General features: G+C 66.2%; 18 protein-coding genes. 8 read left to right on the forward strand and 10 right to left on the reverse strand.

Translation table 11 applies throughout. From position 1 onward, the window contains the following. The first annotated feature begins 128 nt into the window (after nt 1–128). Genes ACX80M_RS13805 through ACX80M_RS13815 form a run of 3 tightly spaced genes read left to right on the forward strand, consistent with a single transcriptional unit; the run spans nt 129 to nt 2344 of the window. Nucleotides 129–788: a 3-oxoacid CoA-transferase subunit A gene (locus ACX80M_RS13805; RefSeq protein ID WP_252611494.1), complete on the forward strand. Its 660-nt coding sequence runs from the start codon at nt 129–131 to the stop codon at nt 786–788. Between the two features lie 2 nt (nt 789–790). Further along, the gene (locus ACX80M_RS13810; RefSeq protein WP_252599658.1) at nt 791–1483 is read left to right on the forward strand and encodes a 3-oxoacid CoA-transferase subunit B; all 693 of its coding nucleotides are present in this window, start codon (nt 791–793) and stop codon (nt 1481–1483) included. A gap of 48 nt (nt 1484–1531) precedes the next feature. Then, nucleotides 1532–2344, forward strand: coding sequence for an IclR family transcriptional regulator domain-containing protein (locus ACX80M_RS13815; protein WP_252611496.1), 813 nt, complete (start codon nt 1532–1534; stop codon nt 2342–2344). Nucleotides 2345–2355: 11 nt separating this feature from the next. On the opposite strand, the gene ACX80M_RS13820 is transcribed toward ACX80M_RS13815, so the two are convergent. Beyond that, nucleotides 2356–3684: a type II toxin-antitoxin system HipA family toxin gene (locus ACX80M_RS13820; RefSeq protein WP_459309856.1), complete on the reverse strand. Its 1329-nt coding sequence runs from the start codon at nt 3682–3684 to the stop codon at nt 2356–2358. After that, on the reverse strand, nt 3677–3919 hold the full coding sequence (locus ACX80M_RS13825; RefSeq protein ID WP_252614520.1) for a helix-turn-helix transcriptional regulator: 243 nt from the start codon (nt 3917–3919) through the stop codon (nt 3677–3679). The genes ACX80M_RS13820 and ACX80M_RS13825 overlap by 8 nt, the downstream gene beginning before the upstream one ends. 345 nt (nt 3920–4264) lie before the next feature. Here ACX80M_RS13825 and ACX80M_RS13830 point away from each other — a divergent pair, with 345 nt between their 5' ends. Genes ACX80M_RS13830 through ACX80M_RS13845 form a run of 4 tightly spaced genes read left to right on the forward strand, consistent with a single transcriptional unit; the run spans nt 4265 to nt 8191 of the window. After that, complete coding sequence (locus ACX80M_RS13830) at nt 4265–5518, forward strand: Re/Si-specific NAD(P)(+) transhydrogenase subunit alpha (RefSeq protein ID WP_252611501.1); 1254 nt, start codon at nt 4265–4267, stop codon at nt 5516–5518. Then, nucleotides 5518–5853: an NAD(P) transhydrogenase subunit alpha part 2 gene (locus ACX80M_RS13835; protein WP_252599653.1), complete on the forward strand. Its 336-nt coding sequence runs from the start codon at nt 5518–5520 to the stop codon at nt 5851–5853. Before ACX80M_RS13830 ends, ACX80M_RS13835 begins: the two co-directional genes overlap by 1 nt. Beyond that, on the forward strand, nt 5850–7223 hold the full coding sequence (locus ACX80M_RS13840; RefSeq protein ID WP_252599652.1) for an NAD(P)(+) transhydrogenase (Re/Si-specific) subunit beta: 1374 nt from the start codon (nt 5850–5852) through the stop codon (nt 7221–7223). Before ACX80M_RS13835 ends, ACX80M_RS13840 begins: the two co-directional genes overlap by 4 nt. Before the next feature lie 50 nt (nt 7224–7273). Next, nucleotides 7274–8191, forward strand: a complete 918-nt coding sequence (locus tag ACX80M_RS13845) for a diacylglycerol/lipid kinase family protein (RefSeq protein WP_252599651.1) — start codon at nt 7274–7276, stop codon at nt 8189–8191. A 78-nt stretch (nt 8192–8269) separates the two neighbouring features. Here ACX80M_RS13845 and ACX80M_RS13850 read toward each other — a convergent pair whose 3' ends face one another. From ACX80M_RS13850 to purB, 7 genes are all read right to left on the reverse strand, one after another. After that, entirely contained in the window at nt 8270–9109 is an 840-nt protein-coding gene (locus ACX80M_RS13850; protein ID WP_459309857.1) for an ACT domain-containing protein, read from the reverse strand. Nucleotides 9110–9187: 78 nt separating this feature from the next. Continuing rightward, entirely contained in the window at nt 9188–9814 is a 627-nt protein-coding gene (locus ACX80M_RS13855) for a thymidine kinase (protein ID WP_141138805.1), read from the reverse strand. Between the two features lie 145 nt (nt 9815–9959). After that, nucleotides 9960–10394, reverse strand: a complete 435-nt coding sequence (locus tag ACX80M_RS13860; protein WP_082575848.1) for an acyl-CoA thioesterase — start codon at nt 10392–10394, stop codon at nt 9960–9962. 76 nt (nt 10395–10470) lie between these two features. Continuing rightward, nucleotides 10471–10974, reverse strand: a complete 504-nt coding sequence (locus tag ACX80M_RS13865) for a GNAT family N-acetyltransferase (protein WP_056341852.1) — start codon at nt 10972–10974, stop codon at nt 10471–10473. A gap of 97 nt (nt 10975–11071) precedes the next feature. Beyond that, a complete protein-coding gene (locus ACX80M_RS13870) occupies nt 11072–15871 on the reverse strand; it encodes an NAD-glutamate dehydrogenase (RefSeq protein ID WP_459309858.1) in 4800 nt (1599 codons plus the stop codon). A gap of 115 nt (nt 15872–15986) precedes the next feature. Continuing rightward, a complete protein-coding gene (locus tag ACX80M_RS13875; RefSeq protein ID WP_252611509.1) occupies nt 15987–16658 on the reverse strand; it encodes a histidine phosphatase family protein in 672 nt (223 codons plus the stop codon). A gap of 161 nt (nt 16659–16819) precedes the next feature. After that, entirely contained in the window at nt 16820–18262 is a 1443-nt protein-coding gene (gene purB / locus ACX80M_RS13880) for an adenylosuccinate lyase (protein ID WP_058930721.1), read from the reverse strand. A 559-nt stretch (nt 18263–18821) separates the two neighbouring features. Here purB and ACX80M_RS13885 point away from each other — a divergent pair. Beyond that, complete coding sequence (locus ACX80M_RS13885) at nt 18822–20270, forward strand: hypothetical protein (RefSeq protein ID WP_459309859.1); 1449 nt, start codon at nt 18822–18824, stop codon at nt 20268–20270. 44 nt (nt 20271–20314) lie between these two features. Here ACX80M_RS13885 and ACX80M_RS13890 read toward each other — a convergent pair whose 3' ends face one another. Further along, a complete protein-coding gene (locus tag ACX80M_RS13890; RefSeq protein WP_252599645.1) occupies nt 20315–20743 on the reverse strand; it encodes a phage holin family protein in 429 nt (142 codons plus the stop codon). Nucleotides 20744–20797: the final 54 nt, after the last annotated feature.

A 20797-nucleotide genomic window follows, 5' to 3' on the forward strand; every position in this document is an offset into this window, starting at 1 on the left:
GGTCCCTGCAGGCCTCCGGTGAGCGGTGGGGCGTCGCCGCCATCTGCATCGGCGTGGGCCAGGGCCTCGCCGTCGTCCTCGAAAACGTCACCGCCGCCCCGCCGGCAAAACCAGTGAAGGGCTAAGAGATGCTGACTTTTGTAGATACCGTGGCCGACGCCGTTGCCGGCATCAAGGACGGCTCCACTGTGATGATCGGCGGGTTCGGCAACGCCGGCCAGCCGTTCGAACTGATCGACGCGCTGATGGACTGCGGCGCCAAGGACCTGACCGTGGTGAACAACAACGCCGGCCAGGGCGATCAGGGCCTCGCACTGCTGATCAAGGAAGGCAGGGTGAAGAAGATGATCTGCTCCTTCCCGCGGCAGTCCGATTCGTGGCACTTCGACGCCAAGTTCCACGCTGGCGAGATCGAGCTGGAACTGGTGCCGCAAGGCAATCTGGCCGAGCGGATCCGCGCCGCCGGTGCCGGTATCGGCGGGTTCTTCACGCCCACCGGCTACGGCACCATGCTGGCCGAGGGCAAGGAAACCCGCATTATTGACGGCCGCGGCCAGGTTTTCGAAACGCCCATCCTCGCCGACGTCGCGCTGATCAAGGCACTGAAGGCCGACGGCGTGGGGAACCTCGTGTACCGCAAGACCGCGCGGAACTTCGGTCCCATCATGGCCGCCGCCGCGAAGCACACGGTGGTCCAGGTGTCCGAGATCGTCCCCACCGGGGGGCTCGATCCCGAAAACGTTGTGACCCCCGGAATCTACGTCAACAGCATCGTGAAGGTGGCCTGAACATGAGCGCACAGACCAACAGCCAGGCCAGCATTCAGACGTCCGACAAGCCGCTTGGCCGCGATCAGCTCGCGGAACTGGTGGCCCGCGACATCGCGCCGGGTTCCTTCGTGAACCTGGGCATCGGCCAGCCCACCCTGGTCTCCAACTACCTCAAGCCGGAGCAGAACATCACGCTCCACACGGAGAACGGCATGCTGGGCATGGGCCCGGAAGCCGTGGGTGACGACATCGACGGCGACCTCATCAACGCCGGCAAGATCCCTGTCACCGAGCTGCCCGGGGCATCCTACTTCCACCACGCGGATTCATTCGCGATCATGCGCGGCGGCCACCTGGATATCTGCGTGCTTGGCGCATTCCAGGTCTCGGCCACGGGCGACCTCGCCAACTGGCACACCGGCGCCCCGGACGCCATCCCGGCTGTGGGCGGCGCGATGGACCTCGCCACGGGTGCCAAGGACGTCTTTGTGATGATGACGCTCCTGACCCGCGACGGCGCGTCGAAGATCGTGGACGCGTGCACGTACCCGCTCACCGGCGTGGGCTGCGTGACCCGCGTGTACACGGACAAGGCCGTCTTCCTCACCGGGCCCGACGGCGTCACAGTCCGCGAGACGTTCGGCTGCACCTTCGAGGAACTCCAGGAACTGGTGCCCGTGCCGCTCAAGTCAGCCGCCGCCGTCGCGCTCTAACCCACGGGGCGCGAACTGGCACTCAAGCGCCGAATAGGATTGGTAACCATGACCAATGCACCCGCAGACTCACGGGCCGCCCCGCAGGCGAGTGACCAGTACGTGCAGTCGCTGGCGCGCGGGCTGGCCGTGATCCGCGCCTTTGATACCGACCACCCGGTCATGACCCTCACCGAGGTGGCTGCCCGGACGGACCTGACCAGAGCCACGGCCCGGCGCTTCCTGCACACCCTCGTTGAGCTGGACTACGTACGGACCGACGGCAAAACGTTTGCGCTCACGGCCAAGGTGCTGCAGCTCGGCTACGCCTACCTCAGCGGGCTGTCCCTGCCGCAGCTGGCCCAGCCCCACTTGGAGGAACTGTCCCTCAAGCTGGGCGAATCCACATCTGCGGCGGTGCTGGACGGCACGGACATCGCCTACGTCGCCCGGGTGACCACACGCCGCATCATGAACGTGGGCATCACCGTCGGCACGCGGTTCCCGGCCTATGCCACGTCCATGGGCAGGGTGCTGCTCGCGGCCCTGCCGCCCGCCGGACTGAAGGACTACCTGGAAGCGGCGGAGATTAAACCGCTGACGCCGCGCGGGCTGGGCACTGTCCCCGAGCTGCTGGTGGTGCTGGAAACCGTCCGCGCCCAGGGCTGGTGCCTGCTGGACCAGGAGCTTGAAATCGGGCTGATGTCCGTTGCCGCTCCCGTGTACGACGGGCCAACCAAAGTGGTGGCCGCGGTTAACGTGTCCCTCCAGGCCCAGTCGGTAGCAGCCCAGCCGGACCCGGAAGCGTATCTGGCCGCAGTGACCCGGGGAATCGTGGCTACCGCGAAGCTCGTCTCGGCGGACCTGACCGCCCGGCGGTAGCCTCCGTAAGGTCAGGCGCGTTTCGACCAGGCGGCGATCGGCCTTTTTGGCTTTCCGATCGACTTTCCGGATTCAATCCGGTCGAGGTTATAGCCGATCCTGTCCCGGAGAGCGGGGCTGCCGCCGGAAATGACCGGCGTTTCGTTCAGGGCAACAGCCAGGCGGGCAAGCGTGTCGCGAATGACCGACTCGGTGCGTCGTTTTCCTATTCCACCCCAGCTGGCGGCTTCGGCGTAGAAATGATCAAGGGTGATCCGGTGGTGGTTGAACTCATCGCCGATCGCCAACGACAGCTCGTCGCCAATCTTCCGTGAACCGATCCGCGACGGATCGTCGTTAATGTGCAGAATGGGGACGGCGTCGTAGAGGTCGGCGATCCGTGAATCCCCCTTCGGATCATGAACTATGGAGGCGTTTTTCGCGTGCGCGTCATGATTGCCGATGATCACGTTGTAGACCAGGTGTTGCAACCAAATCTCCAGATCTGTCCCGTCGCCGAAGGATCCAAAGAGTTCCGCGATCTTCCGGGCCGTGGGCCTTAGCGGCGAGGTGGGCTGCTCGGGATTCTGAAACTTGACGGCGGAGTCAGTCCAGTCGAGGCCGAGAGCCTGTGCAGCGTCCTCCTGATGGATGGGACGGACGGCTTCTCCCTCCACGATGCGGTCGTATCGCTGGATGGCAAGGAACGTGACTCGGTTGTAGGTGACCAGCTCACTCTGGAAGCTGGTCAGACCCATGTGTCGTGACAGTTCGTGGGAGTAGTATTCATCGAAGATTGTTGCAGGGCGGTGTGGTGGCGGCGGCTTAAGAATGTGAGTCGAATGCGCCCGATTCTCCGGGTAGGCCCACTCATCAGCGAATTTCGCCAGGAGAACTTTTGGTTGGAACCCCGGGAGCATCGAGCGGCCGCTGTCTGGCTCATTTCCCAGGTCAAAGTCCCGCTGGGCTGTTTCGAGTTTACGGATCACTTCTCGCGTGTTGAGAGGCCGGTAAGCGCCGGGGGCATGGTCGCCGGGCGAATCGGTTCGGAAGGAGAGGGCCCCGGCCATGGTTAGCCCGTATTTCTTGAGGAATGCGAACAGGTCACTCTCATCAATGCGGGCTTTACGTGCAAGCTGGATGCGGTGGTTTCCTTCGGGGGCGTAACCGCCGAGAAAATTGGAGACCTGCCGGGTGTCGACAGTTGTCCCCGGGACGAGTGAGAAACCCTCGCTGAGAAGCCCCGGCGCCCCGGCGAATGAAGGGTTCACCGTGAATGTCACCTGCCGCCGGTCCCGCCGCGTGGGCGTTACCGTGCCAATGTGATCATCGTAGAGATAGACGTCCAAGTGGTCAGGCACCAGTGGATCCTGCGGGAACGTCGTAGCTGATGGTCACCCTGATTCCAAGGCGACGAAGAGTCCGGAACATGCGTGTGGCCCATAGGGTCGGGGTACCGGACTCAAGGCTCGCAAGATACAGGCGGGGGATACCGAGTTCCTCCGCCAGCTGTTCCTGCGTCAATCCGCGTCCAGTGCGCACGTGCTTTACTGCGGCGCCGAATTCCTTGGGGCTGCGGGCTTCGAAGGCGGGCATGCCACTCCTCATGATTGATTATGGCAACACTGTCAAGTGTATGAATATTACAACATTGCGCATTGTTTGAATATACCAACATCGTCGGATGTGTGGATATTCAAACACTCGCTGGCGTTTCAAGCTTCGGACCGATGCCCGGGGCAGCCGCAGACACGCCCCAAAAGACAGCCAACCGGTTGACCCGCAGCAACATAGCCACCGCATCCCATCAAAGCGCCATAGACTCTAGCCAACCACGTGCAGCAGTGCCGCTACTCGAAGCCCCGCCCTGAAACAGCCGGACCACGGCTGGGAGCCAACGCCAGAGGTACTGCCGCACTCGTCCGTAAGGGAGTTGGCGGTTTGAAACTGGGCATACCGCGGGAACGTCATGAGGGTGAGCGGCGTGTGGCCGCCACGCCGGAAACGGTCAAGCAGCTGGCGGGACTTGGCCTGGACGTCCTGATCGAGGCAGGAGCAGGGGCCGCCGCCGGCTACTCAGACCACGATTACGCCGACGCCGGCGCCCGCATCGTCCAGGACCTGGATCCCGGCGAACTGAACGTCCTGGTCCACGTCCGCCCGCTGGAACCCCCGACGGCGGCAGCCCTGAAGAGGGGCGCCGTCACCGTTGGCCTGGCCTCGCCGTCGTCCGAACTCGCCACCGTGCAGGCGCTCGTGGAGGCCGGCGTCACCGCCTTCGCCCTGGAACTGGTGCCCCGCATCTCGCGCGCCCAGTCCATGGACGCACTCAGCTCCCAGGCCCTGGTGGCTGGCTACCGCTGCGTGCTCGAAGCCGCGATCCGGCTCCCGCGCTTCTTTCCGCTGTACATGACCGCCGCCGGCACCGTCCCGCCGGCCCGCGTGCTGGTGCTCGGAGCCGGGGTTGCCGGGCTGCAGGCCATCGGCACCGCGAAACGGCTGGGGGCCCGGGTCTCCGCCAACGACATCCGGCCCGCCTCCGCTGACGAGGTTGCGTCGATGGGCGGCACGTTCATCAAGCTGGACCTGGAAACGGCGGAGGCATCGGGTGGCTACGCCCGCGAACTCAGTGCCGACCGCGGCGCCCTCCAGCGAAAACTCCTCGCCCCGCACGTCGCCGTGGCGGATGTCCTGATTACGACGGCGGCCGTCCCGGGCAGGCGCGCACCGCTCCTCGTGAGCCGCCAAATGGTGCAGGGCATGCGCCCCGGCTCCGTCGTCGTCGACCTCGCTGCGGAGTCCGGCGGTAACGTCGAGGGCGCTGTTCCCGGCGAGGACATCCTGGTTCCGACCGCCGACGGGCAGGGCCACGTCACGCTGGTGGGGCTGAAGGACGCACCGTCCGCGATGGCGCAGGACGCGTCCCGCCTGTATGCCAAGAACGTGGCCAACCTGCTCGCCCTGATGGTCCGGGACGGCACCGTTGCCCCCGATTTCGAGGACGACGTGATCGCCGGCGCGTGCCTCACGCACGACGGCGCGGTGCGGCACCTGCCCACGGCAGAGGCACTGGCGGCTCTTGTCCCCGCCCTGCCCGACCATGCGCCCCGGGTCCAGGACGATCGGGTCCGGAACGACGGGATCCGGATCGAGGGGCTCCAGATCGACAGGGTCCAGAACGAGGGGGGAATCTGATGGACGGCATGAGCCTGCTGACGGTCACCGTGCTGGCGGTGTTTGTGGGCTTCGAAGTGGTTTCCAAGGTCTCCAGCACCCTGCACACGCCTCTGATGTCCGGCGCCAACGCCATCCACGGCATCATCCTTGTTGGCGCCATTATCGTGGCCGGCCAGGCGGCGGACCCGTGGATCCTGGCGGTGGCGCTGCTCGCCGTGGTGCTGGCCACCGCCAACCTGGTGGGCGGCTTTGTGGTGACGGACCGGATGCTGCACATGTTCCGTGCCCGGAAAGACGTGGTCCGCCAGGAAGCCCCGCTCAAGGAAGCAACCGGCAGGGAGGAAGCAAAGTGACCCTCCTCGATCCGGTCTGGACCTCGCTCCTTTACCTCGCCGCCGCGGTGTTCTTCATTCTTGCCCTTCGCGGCCTCAGCTCGCCCCGGACTGCCCGGCGCGGCAACCTGATCGGTGCCTTCGGTGCGCTGCTCGCCGTCGTCACGGTCTTCCTTTCCGCCCGGCTGGACAACATCCCCTGGATCATCGGTGCCATCGCGGTGGGGTCCGCCGTGGCCGCTCCGGTCGCCCGGCGCGTGCAGATGACACAGATGCCGCAGCTTGTGGCACTGTTCAACGGCGTGGGCGGCGGCGCCGCAGCCCTGGTGGCGCTGCTGGAACTCAGCCACACGGCCGACCCCTGGGTCCGCGTCGCCATCGCGTTCACCCTGCTGGTGGGGGCCGTGTCCTTCGCGGGCTCCGGGGTCACCTTCGCCAAACTCCAGGAGCTCATGACCACCCGTCCCATCGTTTTTCCGGGCCTTCCCGTGGTGATGGCAGCGGTGCTGCTCGCCGCCGTGGGCACCGCCGTGGCCGTCGTCCTGACCGGTTCCCTGGCGCTCGCGGTGCTGCTGATGGTGCTGGGCTTGGCCGCCGGTGCGCTGCTGGTGCTGCCGGTGGGCGGCGCGGACGTGCCCATCGTCATCTCGCTCCTGAACGCGTTCACCGGCCTGGCCGTGGCGGCGTCCGGAGTGGTGCTCGGCAATGTGCTGCTGGTGGTGGCCGGCACGCTGGTGGGCGCCTCCGGTACCATCCTCACTCGGGCCATGGCGGCCGCGATGGGCCGCAGCGTGGCAGGCATCCTGTTTGGCGCCTTCAAGGGAGGTTCGACGGCGGGGTCCACCGCCGTGAGCGAACGTCCCGTCAGGTCCTCCAGCGCGGAGGACGTGGCGGTGCTCCTGGGCTACGCGCAGCGCGTGATCATTGTCCCCGGCTACGGCCTGGCGGTGGCGCAGGGCCAGCACACCGCGGCCGAGCTGGCCCTGGCCCTCGAAGCCCGCGGCATCGAGGTGGACTTCGCCATCCATCCCGTGGCGGGCCGCATGCCGGGGCACATGAACGTGCTCCTGGCCGAGGCGAACGTGCCGTACGAATCGCTCAAGGAGATGGGCGAGATCAACTCCGAGTTCCGCATGGCCGACGTCGCTTTGGTCGTGGGCGCCAACGACGTGGTGAACCCGGCGGCGAAGACGTCCTCCGGCTCGCCGATCTACGGTATGCCCATCCTGGAGGTGGCCGACGCCCGGCAGGTGATCTTCCTGAAACGCTCCATGCGGCCCGGATTCGCGGGAATTGAGAACGAGCTCCTGTACGAACCGCAGACCTCGCTGCTCTTTGGCGACGCCAAGGATTCCCTGGCCAAGGTGCTGGGCGCGGTGAAGGCGCTGTAGCGAAGTACGCTTGTCCGCAAGGCCCAATTCCCATGTCAGCGAAGGACACCATGACAGCCAACAGCTCCACTTCCCTCAAGCGCCCGGCCATCATCATCAATCCTGCCAAGCCGGTGGACATCGACGTCCGTGCCCTGGCAGCCAAGCATTGCTCGAAGAACGGCTGGGGAGATCCCATCTGGCTGGAGACCACCAAGGAGGACCCCGGCGTCGGCCAGGCGAAGGAGGCACTCAAGCAAGGGGCCGACGTCGTTATTGCCGCCGGCGGCGACGGCACCGTGCGGTGTGTGGCCGAGGTCCTTTCCGGCGGGGACGTGCCCATGGGGTTGCTTCCGTTCGGCACCGGAAACCTCCTGGCCCGGAACCTGGGCATGGACGTCACCGACTTTGACGGCGCCATGGCCGGGGCCCTGGCGGGCACGGAGCGGAAGATCGACGTGGTCCGGGCCGCCCGCAATGATCCGGACAAGGAGCAGGTCTTCCTGGTCATGGCCGGAGTGGGCTACGACGCCACCATCATGGCCGACACCAACGAGGACCTCAAGGACAAGGTGGGCTGGCTGGCCTACGTGGACGCCGGGATCCGGAACCTCCCGGGCAAACCAGTGAAGGCCACCATCGTCCTCGACGGCAAGACGGTGGTGCACCGCGGGGTCCGCAGCGTGATGGTGGGCAACTGCGGCAAGGTCCAGGGCGGACTGGAGATCTTCCCGGACGCCAAGATGGATGACGGCTTGCTGGACGTGGCCGTGCTGGCACCGAGGGGGAAATTCGGGTGGTTCTCCGTGGTGGCCGGCATGATCGGCAAGGGCCGCGGCAAGGACACGTCCGTGGAGTACTACCAGGGTAAATCCGTAGAGGTCACCCTCGAGCACAACGATGACTATCAGCTCGACGGCGACCACGAAGGCGACGGCAAGCACGTCCTGATGACCATTGAGCCCGGCGCGCTCACCATCCGGATGTAACCGGCCCAACTAGGTAGCGCTAACTGTCGTTTTGAGGCCCCATAACGACAGATAGCGCTACCTACATTGGCGGGGAACCTACATGCAGGGTGAGGGCGCCGGACGGTGGGCCAGGATTTCGGCGAGCTCGGCGAGCCGGTGCGCGCGGGCTGACTCGGCGGGTGTGAAGGGTTCCCCGGGACGGGCGAAGGTGATGGGGCCGTGCCAGGCGGTGGGGATCTTCAGGCGGGTGCCGTCGGCGTCCGCTTCCAGGGTGGCCTCTGCGGGGGTGAGGATGCGGGCACGAAGCAGCTCGGCGACTGCCAGCGGAAGCTCGTCCGGGGCGTCGGCGATTCGTGCCGCCAGGCTCAGCGCCTTCGTCTGGCCGTCCGCCATGGCCAGCGCGGTGGTGGGCCAGACCCGCGAACTTGAGCCGCCGCCGTCGTGCAGTGCCTCCAGCAGGTGCCGTTCACTGAGGTTCCCCGGCGTCGAGAGCACAAACTCGTCCAGCACACCGCCTGCAACGGGGTGGACGTGGATGCTGAGGATGTTGGTGTCCAGGCGGGCCAGCGCCCGGGTGATTTTCTGCAGCGAACCCGGGTGGTCCTGGAGCACCGTGCGTGCCCGCCACAGCGCCGGTGCGCTGCCCAGCTTCCTGTGGTGCCGGAGCGCCGGCGCGTGCAGCCAGCCGCGGAGCATCCGGGCGGCGGAGGGCTCCGCCACCCAGATCACCAGCACGGTGGCCGTGAGCGTGAGGACCAGCACCTTGGCAAGATACGGCAGGTGCGTTCCCACCACGAGGGCGTGGACCAGCAGTTCGATCGGGAGCATAACGGCCACGTTGGCCAAGGTCAGGCGGGTCTTGGTGGGTTCCGGCATCAGGCCGCAGACTTCACAGCTCAAATCAGCCGCGGCAGGGTTCCTTGCAGTGGGCTTCATGCCTCAAGGATCACAGCGGGGTGTTTCGGCGGCGTTGCCCCGCCGTTCCGATTGTGGGAACAGGCTGCGGGGGCAAACTCACGAGCCCAAGCGGCCGCCGGACTCCTCGAGATAGCAGGAGCCGCAGAGGGACTCGTACCAGACGTCCTGGCCGTCGATGGCCACCTGGTCGCCGTCGAACACCACTTCGTTGCCGACGCGCCGGGTGTTGAAGATGGCCTTGCGCCCACACCGGCAAATGGTCTTGAGCTCTTCCAGCGTGTGGGCGACCTCCATAAGCCGGCGCGATCCCGGGAAGGCGCGGGTCAGGAAGTCAGTCCTGATGCCGTAGGCCAGCACCGGCACGTTGTCCAGGACGGCGATGCGGAACAGGTCATCCACCTGGTCCGGGGTGAGGAACTGGGCCTCGTCCACCAGCAGGCAGGCCACCGGCTTCTGATCCACGTGCTCCAGCAGGGCATCGGGGTCGTCGCCGGCCGCATGGGCGGCGAAGAGCTCACGGACGGGCGTGGTGGCGGAGATCAGGAAGTCCACGGACCGGGTCATGCCCAGCCGGGACACAATGTCGGTATCGCCTTTGGTGTCCACGTCGGGCTTGGCGAGAAGGACACGCTGGCCCCGCTCTTCGTAGTTGAAAGCGGCCTGCAGGAGCCCGGTGGACTTTCCTGAGTTCATGGCGCCGTAGCGGAAGTAGAGCTTGGCCAAGAGGGTCCTTTCAATGGGTCCGGCTATCGATCCTATGCCGTACGTCCCAGGGATCCATCGCAAACGGCCGGCATCCCGGCTGCCGGCACGCCCGCTCGGGTCTCACCCGCCCCGCCCCGCCCGCGCGGGGCCCGTCCCGCCGTCGTCAGTCCTGAATGAGGGTTTCCGTCAGGTGATGCGTGGGAATCCGGTCCCGCTCATAGGTGATTTCGGTGTAGCCGTGAGGCTCGGGCTTGCCGGCCGGGCTGAGGTTCACAAAGACGATCTCTTCGATGGTGAGGATGCTTTGGCGCGTGATCATGTTGCGGACTTCGGCGCGCATAGTCAATGACGTCCGTCCGAAGCGCGTCGCCGTCAGGCCCATTTCCACCAGGTCTCCCTGCACCGCGGAGCTCACGAAGTTGATCTCCGAGATGTACTTCGTGACCGCACGGCCGTTGCCAAGCTGGAGGATGGCGTAGATCGCGGCTTCCTCATCGATCCATTTCAGCAGGCTTCCGCCGAAGAGGGTTCCGTTGGCGTTCAGGTCCTCCGGCCGGATCCATTTGCGGGTGCGGAAGGTGATGTCAGTGGATTCCATATGGCGAGGTTAGCGTGCCGCGGCGCAGGTTACGTGCTGGCAGTTGTTGTGTAACGGACCGCCGCCCGGATTTGGCTCAGGCCATGGCGGTGTGGGCGGCGCTGTGCGAGTCAATCGACTTGGCGTAGCAGTACGAGTGCTCCACGCCCACGTAAGCGCCAAAGTTGGGGACGGAATCGAAGCCGGAGTTCTCGTAGAAGTTCCGGCCGTCCGGCTGCGCTGAGCCTGCTTCGGCCTTGATGCGCGTGATGCCCTGCTTGTGCGCCTCCGCTTCGAGGGCAGCCAGGATGGAGCTGGCCACGCCAGAGCCGCGCGTATATGGAAGCACGTAGAGCCGCTTGATTTCGGCCGTGGCGCTGTCCAGCAGCCTGAGTCCGCCGCAGCCCACGGGCTGTCCCGAGCCTTTGTCGTACGCCACCAGGAACACGGCACAGTCAGCGCCCGACGGCGGGGTCCCCGGTTCGTGGTCAGGGGTACCGAAGCGGGCGTCCAGTTCCGCCTGCTGGGCCCTGCGCAGATCGGCACCCACAGGGTTGGCCCAGGTGACCTGCCTGATGTTGAGCCGTGGGTTGGTCTGCATCGCGAGCCTCTTTCGCTGGAGGGGTTATGCACATCAAGCCTACGAAGCCGCGGTTACCGTGGTGTTTCCTTGGCGTAAGCGTCCGGAGAACTACGGGCTACCGGCGGACCAGGGTTCGCAGCAGCTTCAGGGCGACGGAGATCGAGGCGATGTCCACGTCCCCTGGTTTGGTCACTTCAGCAAACGTGTCCTTGATCCGGGCCAGCTGCTCCTGGTACCCGCGCTCCCAGGCCACGATCCGTTCCATGGCATCGACTCCTGGAGCTTGTGGCGGAGTGGACTTCATGACGGACGTGGTCATGTCGGCGGCGGCCGAATAGGCATCGTCGCGCAGCGCCGCCCGGGCAAGGGCTTCCCAGCGGTTCGCCCTGGGGAGGTCCGTTATGCGAAGCAACAACCTGACCACGCCAATGCGCTCGAAGATTGCGTAGTGGACGTCGATGATCGCGGTGACGGGCTCCCGGACTTGTTCCGAGATGAGCGAGATGTCCAGGAGACCGAAGCTTTCCAGCAAATCAGACGCCCGCTTGCCGAGCTCCGCGGGCAGACCGACGCTGTCCCAGTGCGCCAGGCGGTCCTCCACAAGGTCAAGATCGGCCCCGCGCAAGTAGTGCGAGGTCTTGGTTCGCAGGAAGTCGAGCGTCGGCTTGATCCGGGCCAGGGCTTCGGAGATCGGCTGGTCCCTGTGGTCATGGGTCACATACCAGCGGGTGGCGCGGTCCAAAAGCCTGCGCATGTGCAGGGCCACCCCGGCGCTTTCCTTGCTGGGGAATTCCGGGGGGAGTGCGGCCAGGGCCGCGACTATCGAATCCAGATCGTAAGCCTCCCGCAGGACCACGAAGGCCCTGGCAACGGCGGCGGCGCTGGCCGTGGTTTCCTCGATGGCGCGGAACGCGAAAGTAATTCCGCCGATACTGACGATGTCGTTGGCCATGACGGTTCCCACGATCTCACGGCGCAGCGGATGCCTGTCCAGTTCGGCGCCGAAGCGTTCCACGATCTGGCGGGGGAAATAGCTGCGCAGGGCCTGGTGGAACCAGGGGGCGTCGGCGAGGTCGCTGACATTCAGTTCCCGGGCCAGTTCGATCTTGGCGTAGGCGGCCAGCACGGACAGTTCGGGGGAGGTCAGTCCTTCCCCGTGCTCCAGGCGGGCATGCAGGGCCGCCGTGCTCGGCAACCCTTCGAGGTTCCGGTCCAGGTCGGCCGTGGTTTCCAGCCAGTCCATAGTCCGCTCGAACCCGGGGCTCCAGTTCAGCACGAGCTGCCGCTCGGCCACGAGGAGCGCGTTTTGCTCGGTGTTGTCCTTCAGGACGAGCCTGGCCACCTCATCGGTGAGCGAATGCAGGAACCCGGTCCGCTCCTCCCGCCGCATCAGTCCTGCCGCGATCATCGCATCGACGAAGATCTTGATGTTGACCTCGTGGTCGGAACAGTCGACGCCGGCCGAGTTGTCGATCGCGTCGGTGTTCAGGAGGACTCCGTGCAGCGCGGCTTCGATCCGGCCCCGCTGGGTGACGCCAAGGTTTCCGCCTTCGGCGATGACCCGGGCCCGCAGTTCGTGTCCATTGATGCGGATGGCGTCGTTGGCCTTGTCTCCCACCTCGGCCTGGGTTTCGCTGGAGGCCTTGATGTACGTGCCGATGCCGCCGTTGTACATCAGATCCACCGGGGCGCGAAGGATGGCCTGGAGGAGTTCCTGCGGCGCCATGCTGCTCCGGCCACTTTCGAGGCCCAGCGCGATCCGGACCGGATCGCTGATTGGGACGGTCTTTGCGGACCGGGCGTAGACGCCGCCGCCCGCGCTGATGGCCCGGGCGTCATAGTCGGCCCAGGAGGACCGGGGCAGCCCGAAAAGTCGCCGGCGTTCTGCATAGGAGGTGTCCGGATCGGGGTTTGGGTCCAGGAAGATGTGCCGGTGGTCGAAGGCCGCCACTAGCACGATATGGCGGGAGAGCAGCATCCCGTTGCCGAAGACGTCGCCGCTCATGTCGCCAATGCCCGCGACCGTGAAATTCTCCTGCTGCGTGTCCAGGCCCAGCTCGCTGAAGTGCTGCTTCACCGACGCCCACACGCCGCGGGCCGTGATGCCCATTTCCTTGTGGTCGTAGCCTACGGACCCGCCGGAGGCGAAGGCGTCGTCGAGCCAGAAGCCGTACGCGTGGGCCACCTCGTTGGCGGTGTCCGAAAAAGCAGCCGTCCCCTTGTCTGCGGCCACCACCAGGTAGTAATCGTCGCCGTCGTGCCGGACCACATTCTTGGGGGCTACCACCGAGCCGCCGTTTCCGGAACCAAGCAGGTTGTCCGTGAGATCGAGCATTCCCCTGATGAAGATCCGGTAGCTCTCCTGCCCCTCGGCCATCCATGCGGCCCGGTCCATCGCAGGATCCGGAAGCCGTTTGGCGTAGAAGCCGCCCTTGGCCCCGGTGGGCACAATGACCGAGTTCTTGACGTTCTGGGCCTTGACCAGCCCCAGGACTTCGGTGCGGAAGTCCTCGCTGCGGTTCGACCAGCGCAGGCCCCCGCGGGCCAGCATGCCGAACCGCAGGTGAACCCCTTCCACGCGCGGCGAGTACACCCAGATCTCGAACTTGGGCCTCGGAAACGGTGCGTTGGGGATGGCGCCCGGGCTGAGCTTGAAGCTCACATGGGGCCGGTCCAGGAAGTAGTTGGTTCTGAGTGTGGCCTCGATCAGGTTCATGAACGTGCGGAGCAGCCGGTCGGCGTCGAGGCTGGGGATTTCCTCGATCGCGGCCATCAGTTCCTTCCTGGCGGCGGCCGTTTCGCGGAGGCGCCGGGTCCAGTCAATGCCGGGAACGAATTTGGCGTGGAACAGCGCGAGCAGTGCGTGCGTGGCCCGGGTGTTGGACAGCAGGGTGTCCGCCATGAAGCCATAGGAATTCAGGGTGCCCAGCTGCTGCAGGTATTTGGCGTAGCTGCGGAGGACCACGGCCTGGCGCCAGCTGACCCACTCCCTGATCACCAGGGCGTCGAAGCCGTCCGACTCGATGTCTCCTCGCATGGCCGCGCAGAACGAATCCGCCAGCAGCATGCTGGTTTCCAGGGGATCGATGCCGGGCGGGTACTTCAGCCCGAGGTCGTAGAGGAAGAGGTCCTGGGCGCTGGTCAGGTAGAGGCGCATCCGCGCGTCCTCTGCCGGCGGCCGCGTGGCTTCCGGCCGGACATAGACAGTCAACAGAGGGTCGTCCAGCGCCCGCCCGCCCGTCCCGTCAAGGTCGAATTCCTCGAAGGCGGCGATGTCGCGGACCGCGTCCTCGGCGTCGTGGTCCGCACGGTAGCCGGGCGGAAACGAGCCTTGCCACAGTGTCGAGAGCCGCGCCGCCTCCTCTGCGGTGAATTGGTCACGGAGGGACTCGTCCAGGCCCTCCGTCCACGAGCGGCTTGCCGCCACTACACGCCGCTCCAGCTCCAGGGGGTCGACGTCGGGCGCTGGCGTCCCGGGGCCCAGCAGGATCCGGAAGAACACCCGGGCCATGGGGGAGTCGCCCAGCCGGACCTCGAACTCGATGGACGGGGATTTGAAGGCGTGCCTGAGTTCCTGCTCGATCCTGAGCCGGACCGCCGTGTTGTAGCGGCGCCGGGGAAGGAAAACCAGGGCGGACATGAAGCGTCCGATGCTGTCCGGCCGCAGGAAAAGCCGCGTTTGGCGGCGCTGCTGCAGGCGCAGGATCTCCGTGGCCAGCTGGGCCAGATCGTGCTGTTCCATATGGAACAGCTCGTCGAGTGGAAACGACTCCAGCACCGCCAGCAGTTCCTTGCCCTGGTGCGAGGCAGTCTTGAAACCAAGGTGTTCCTGCACGGCCAGGACCTTGTCCCGGACCACCGGAATGCGGCGTACGGACTGGCCTGTGGCGCCCGGGGCGAGCAGGCCCACAAAGCGCCGCTCTCCGGCCGCGGCTCCGCCATCGTCGAAGATCCGAAGACGGATCTCGTCCAGGTAGGCGGGCCGGGGGACCGAGGAACGCAGATCCGAGGTGGCGAGCGTGAGTGCCCGCGGGCTGTGGGGGCTTGCCTCCCCGGACTCCTCTGTGTGAGGTGCGCCGGAGGCGGGACCAGTCCCGCCTTCCGGACGGTCCTCCCGGAGCAGCCCCAGCCCCGCGCCCGCCCGCACGCGCAGGGCATCCCGGCCGCCCGCCGTCGTGCGCTCATATTCGCTGTACCCGAGGAACACGAAGTTGCCGTTGTCCAGCCAGAGCAGCAGTTCCCGGAGCTGATCCGGGGCCGGGACCGTGGCGCTGGGGAATCCGTCAACGGAGCCGACGGCGGCTGTCACCTGGGCATGGATGGTTGGGAGGTCTTCGGCGACTGCCTGAACATCGGCCAGCACCCCGTGGAGGTTCGCGATGACTTCCTCGGCGCCCGAGTCCCCAGGCAGCCTGCCGATTTCCACGGCCACCCAAGTCTCTGTGGTCCCGTCCTGGATGCCGTCCAACTCGTCCGGGCGGACGTCCGGGATTTCCGCGTGGCCGGCGTTCGCCGCTGTCAGTCCGGCCCGCGATGGCCCATGCGCGACGTCCAGCAACGCATGCGTTTCAGGGTCCCGCCACACCCGGAACGTGGGATGCACCAGCAGCCGGATCGACGGACTCTCCCTGGTCAGCTCGGCTGTCACCGAGTGAACCAGATGGGGCATGTCATTGGCGACCACCATCTTGATGCTCGCATCGGTTTCATTCAGGACCCCGACGACGGACTGTCCGGGAGCGCGGATGCCCGCTAATTCCGCGTGGTACCGAGCCCGCCGGCCCAGGGTCTCCGGACTGTAGTCCAGGAGGTCCTCCGCCGCGACGTGCTCGTAGTAGTCCGCGAAGAATGAATCGTTGGCCTCGAACGGACCGGCAGCCCCTCCCTGGGCAGCCGGTGCGGTTTCGCGTGACATTCCACTGCGCCTCCACGGCAAGGGCTGGCACCACTGGCCGTGGTCCCCTGGGGAAGCCTCATGCCTGACTTCATCATGGACGCCCCGCCACATGGCGTCCAGTGTTTCCCAGCGGCTACGCGGCGCCGCCCGTAGGGTCCTCGGCGGTCGGATCCGCGAGAGCGAGGCCGCCCACCGGGCTCCCGTCCCAGTGGATCAGCTTCCAACCGGCGCCGGGGTCCCCTTCCAGGGCCACGATGCCCGTGTTGGACAGGACGTGGCGGGCCGCGAACTCATGGTCGGCGCCGGCGGCGCGGAGCCCGGTCCAGGTGCGGATGGCCGCGCCGTGACTCACCACGGCCGCGACGGCGGAGCCACCATTGCTGGCCGCGCGCTCGGCAATCCGGTTGATCGCGGTATCGAACCGCTCAAAGAATTCGTGGCCGTCCGGGCCCGCCGGCATCCGGCGCTCCAGGTCACCGGCTGCCCATGCGAACACGGTCCCCATGTAGCGCATGTGCGACTCGTGATCGGTCAGTTTCTCCAGCGCCCCGGCTTCGATCTCGTGCAGCCCATCCAGGACTTCAAGCTCAAGCCCGTGGAGCCGGGACAGCGGGGCGGCCGTGATCTGGGTCCGCAGAAGTGTTGATGCGTACACTGCGCCTATCTGCTCGTTGGCCAGGGACCGTGCCATGGCCTCGGCCTGGCGTTCTCCCAGCTCGGTCAGCCCCGGCCCCGGGTGGGCGGTGTCCAGCTGGCCGAGTACGTTGCCGGGGGTCTGTCCGTGGCGGATGAGGAGCAGCTTCATGACTCCAGTTTCGCATCCGGCGGCGAGATCCGGCGTCTGCCTGCCGGGCCGACGTCGGGCGCGCCCACCGCAACCGGTTTCGGCAAGCTCAACCACCGAAAGGCGCCGGGCCCTCCAAGGACCCGGCGCCGCCGTCGTACTTCTTGTGCCCGCGGGCGTGCTTACTTGAGGTGGTCCACCAGCTGGTCAGCGATGCCCGTGTACTTGCCGGGCGTGAGGGCGAGCAGCCGGGACTCGGCGTCGGGGGAGAGGCCCAGGCTCTGGACAAATTCCTGCATCCGGGCGGCGTCCACACGCTGTCCGCGGGTGAGGTCCTTGAGGCGCTCGTACGGGTTTTCCATGCCTTCGACGCCGGCGATCGCTTCGGCACGCATGACCATCTGGATGGCCTCGCCCAGAACTTCCCAGTTGGTGTCCAGGTCCCCGGCGAGCACGTCTTCGGCAACATCGAGGCGGTCAAGGCCCTTGGCCACGTTGGAGATCGCCAGGAGGGAGTGGCCGAACGCCACACCGATGTTGCGCTGGCTGGAGGAGTCGGTGAGGTCGCGCTGCCAGCGGGAGGTCACCAGCGTGGAGCCCAGCACGTCCAGGAGGCCGGAGGAAATTTCCAGGTTCGCTTCGGCGTTCTCGAACCGGATGGGGTTGACCTTGTGCGGCATGGTGGAGGATCCGGTGGCGCCGGCCACGGGGACCTGGGCGAAGTAGCCGATGGAGATGTAGCTCCACATGTCCGTGCAGACGTTGTGCAGGATCCGGTTGAACCGCGCGACGTCGGCGTAGAGCTCGGCCTGCCAGTCGTGGCTTTCGATCTGGGTGGTCAGCGGGTTCCAGGTCAGGCCCAGGCCCTCGACGAAGGACTTGGCCACCTGCTGCCAGTCAGCGCCGGGGACAGAGGCCACGTGGGCTGCATAGGTGCCGGTGGCGCCGTTGATTTTGCCCAGGTATTCGGTCCCCGCGATCCGGTCCAGCTGGCGGGTCAGGCGGTGCGCGATGACGGCCAGTTCCTTGCCCAGGGTGGTGGGCGTGGCCGGCTGGCCGTGCGTGCGGGACAGCATGGGGACTGCGCGGTTGTCCTCGGCCATCTTGCTGATCTGGGCAACGAGGGCGCGTGCGGCGGGCAGCCACACGTCCTCCACAGCACCCTTGACGCCCAGGGCGTAGGAGAGGTTGTTGATGTCCTCGGACGTGCAGCCGAAGTGGACCATGGCGGTCAGGTTCTCGATGCCGATGGCGGGCAGCCGGCGGCCGATGTAGTACTCCACAGCCTTCACGTCATGGACGGTTACGGCTTCGATTTCGGCGAGCTCGGACACCGAGGCGGAGTTGAATTCGGTGACGATCGCGCGGAGCTTTTCCTGCTGTTCCGCGGTGAGCCGGCCTGCGCCGGGAAGGACATTGTTGCTGGTCAGGTGGATGAGCCACTCGACTTCCACGGCCACGCGGTCACGGTTCAGGGCTGCCTCGGACAGGTAGTCAACGAGGGGCGCAACGGCGGACTGGTAACGGCCGTCCAGCGGACCCAGGGCGATCTGGTCCGGTGACGCGGCGAGGGCCAGGCGTCCGGAGGGCGTGCGGGTATCAGCTGTGGCGGCAGTTTCAGGCATGTGCTGATTCTTTCATGAACTCCTCACTGCCGCTTAAGCGGTCCGTCGCATGTGAACAGCGGCGTGACTTGTCCACATAGCCGACGGCGGTGCTTCCGTCGTGGGGGCGGCGTTCCGTAGCGTCGGGGTTCAGGAGTTGGCCTTGACTGACGAGAAGTTCGGGCGGGTATCCGGGAGGGGGAACGGGCATGGGCAGTGACGCGACGGCAGCCGACATGGCGGCATGCATGTCCCGAGGTTATGAGGTTCAGCAGTTGGCGGCCCGGGTTGACCTTTGCTTGGGGAGGGTGGAAAAGGTCCTCGGCGGCTTTCGCGAGATCCAGCTTTTGGACTGGCAGTCACCTGCCGGGAGGGCGTACAGGAACTCGGTGGCGTTGCAGGAGGTGGCTCTTGGAACGGCCAGGGTACGGCTTGAGGACGCGTTGGCTTCGGTGAGACGCCATGCGCAGGCGGTGGGAATGTCCGCCGGCAACCCGGCGGGGCGGTACTGATGGCCGAGGTGACGCCATCCGGCAGCGGCGGTCCTATCCAGCTGACAGGGCCTGCCGTGGACGGAGGCATGGAAATCAGGGGCGGCGTTGGTGGCATCAGTTTTCAGTTGGAGGAGCTCGTAGGCGGCGCGGACAAGCTCGAGGCTGCTGCGGGGGAGCTGGCTGCCGTGGAAGTGGAGGTTCGCCGCATCTGGGAAGACCTGTGCCCGTACCAGGATGAAGCGCGTCCCACCGGAACGGCGGCCCTGATGGACGTCGGGGAGGCCCAATGGAGCGTCCAGGCGGTTCGGACGGAGCTGCAGGGAATCAGCAGCCAGGTGCGGGACTGCAAAAGAGACTACGAAACGGCGGAAGCGTGGGCGGGATTCTCGCGCGGACTTGGGGGCGGCCTGACGAGCTCCGAAACCCTTGGCCGGCAGGCGGTAGACCTCGGCATGGGTCCGGTTCCCAACAGGGAAGTCACGGAACTCGCCGTGGGACCTCTTGCGATTGCTGCCTTGCTGGCAGTCTCCCCGGAGCGCTTTTGGGTAGCGCTTGCGGCAGACATGGCGGCGGGCAGGCATATTGCGGCGGCGGTACCTTTGCTCGCCGGTGTGTCCGGGCGTTCAAACCGAATCCTTCAGCCGCGTTCGGTCACGTTGGAAAAGAAGGAGACGCTGCCCATTGAATTCGACGGTTCTCCGGCTGCGTTGTTGGAACGGGCACGGATCATCGATGAACGCGGTGAAGGCTACATCGAAGTCGTCGAAGTGGATAACGGGGAACAGAAGGCCTACATGGTGGTCATTCCCGGAACGCAGGCCGGAGGTGAAATGGGCGGCGTTAATCCCTTCGACGAAGCCGGCATCGTTGAAGGGCTGGGCCACAACTCCGCAGAAATCAACGCGGCGGTGCTACGGGCCCTGCAGGCAGCCGGCGCGGAAAAGGGGGCACCCGTAGTGGCCGTGGGTTACAGCCAAGGTGGAATCCATGCAATGAACCTGGCGGCCAACGATCTATTCCTTAACGAGTACGACATGAAATTTGTCCTCACCGCAGGGTCTCCCGTGGGTGGCATTGTTCCGGACGCCGACGTCACTGCCCTTCACCTGGAGCACCGGCAGGATTGGGTGCCCGGCAGTGACGGCACACCGAACCCGGACGCCCGAAACCGGGTTACGGTGACCCTCAACAGCCCAGTAACCACGCCCGAAGGCGGCGAATTCGGTATCGGGCCGGGCCACAATCTCAACAACTACCAGGGAGCCGCGCGGCTCGTCGCAGCAAGCGACGATCCCTGTCTGATGGCGTCAACCGCGGTTCTTGGCGGCGTCCTGGGGGCAGGCGGCACGGCAACGGCCACCCGCTTCGCGCTGTCCCGTTCGAAGCCTCCCGAGACCGCGCTGGCCCCTGGGGCGGTGCCAACGCCCATGGCGCAGGCGCCACCTCAGCCGCCGCAACCCTCAGCGCAACCGTCTTCACCCCAGCCGGTGCGACGTGATAGTCCGGTGCCGGCGCCGCAGCCGACACAGCGCTAAATGATGCTGCCAGGCAATCCGGCCGAGCAGATCAGGCTCGCCGGTCAGCGCCTACCGGCGCCTGTCAGCCGCCCGGCAACCAGCGAAATGAGGGTGATGATGATGGCCGCGAGGACGGCCGTCCAGAAGAACGAATCGATGGTGAAGTTCACCGGCGTGTAACTGCTGAGCCAGGACGTCAGGTACAGCATGGCGGCGTTGATGACGATAGTGAACAGTCCAAGCGTGAGGATGGTGATGGGCAAGGACAGGAAGCTGACCAGGGGGCGGACAAACGCGTTCACCACGCCGAAGATCAGCCCGATAAACAGGTACGCGAGAACGACGCCGATGGTCTCCGTGCCCTGTGTGACGCCCGTGGTGGCCACCGCCTCGGTAGCGGCGGAAGTTGAGATATCCAGGCCCGGCAGTATCCAGCTGGCAATCCAGAGGGCCAGCCCGTTGATAAGGACTCGAACAATAAAAGAGCGCATAGGCCCATGCTGTCACACTGCCCTGAGCCCCGACTGGGCGCCCACCCGGCCCGT

Source organism: Pseudarthrobacter sp. MDT1-22, assembly GCF_054511035.1.

Excerpts from the sequence above, each read along its gene's own strand:
- ACX80M_RS13805 (WP_252611494.1), top strand. The coding sequence starts at position 129 with ATGCTGACTTTTGTAGATACCGTGGCCGACGCCGTTGCCGGCATCAAG.
- ACX80M_RS13810 (WP_252599658.1), top strand. The coding sequence starts at position 791 with ATGAGCGCACAGACCAACAGCCAGGCCAGCATTCAGACGTCCGACAAG.
- ACX80M_RS13815 (WP_252611496.1), top strand. The coding sequence starts at position 1,532 with ATGACCAATGCACCCGCAGACTCACGGGCCGCCCCGCAGGCGAGTGAC.
- ACX80M_RS13825 (WP_252614520.1), bottom strand. The coding sequence starts at position 3,919 with ATGCCCGCCTTCGAAGCCCGCAGCCCCAAGGAATTCGGCGCCGCAGTA.
- ACX80M_RS13835 (WP_252599653.1), top strand. The coding sequence starts at position 5,518 with ATGGACGGCATGAGCCTGCTGACGGTCACCGTGCTGGCGGTGTTTGTG.
- ACX80M_RS13845 (WP_252599651.1), top strand. The coding sequence starts at position 7,274 with ATGACAGCCAACAGCTCCACTTCCCTCAAGCGCCCGGCCATCATCATC.
- ACX80M_RS13850 (WP_459309857.1), bottom strand. The coding sequence starts at position 9,109 with ATGAAGCCCACTGCAAGGAACCCTGCCGCGGCTGATTTGAGCTGTGAA.
- ACX80M_RS13860 (WP_082575848.1), bottom strand. The coding sequence starts at position 10,394 with ATGGAATCCACTGACATCACCTTCCGCACCCGCAAATGGATCCGGCCG.
- ACX80M_RS13865 (WP_056341852.1), bottom strand. The coding sequence starts at position 10,974 with ATGCAGACCAACCCACGGCTCAACATCAGGCAGGTCACCTGGGCCAAC.
- ACX80M_RS13870 (WP_459309858.1), bottom strand. The coding sequence starts at position 15,871 with ATGTCACGCGAAACCGCACCGGCTGCCCAGGGAGGGGCTGCCGGTCCG.
- ACX80M_RS13875 (WP_252611509.1), bottom strand. The coding sequence starts at position 16,658 with ATGAAGCTGCTCCTCATCCGCCACGGACAGACCCCCGGCAACGTACTC.
- purB (WP_058930721.1), bottom strand. The coding sequence starts at position 18,262 with ATGCCTGAAACTGCCGCCACAGCTGATACCCGCACGCCCTCCGGACGC.
- ACX80M_RS13885 (WP_459309859.1), top strand. The coding sequence starts at position 18,822 with ATGGAAATCAGGGGCGGCGTTGGTGGCATCAGTTTTCAGTTGGAGGAG.
- ACX80M_RS13890 (WP_252599645.1), bottom strand. The coding sequence starts at position 20,743 with ATGCGCTCTTTTATTGTTCGAGTCCTTATCAACGGGCTGGCCCTCTGG.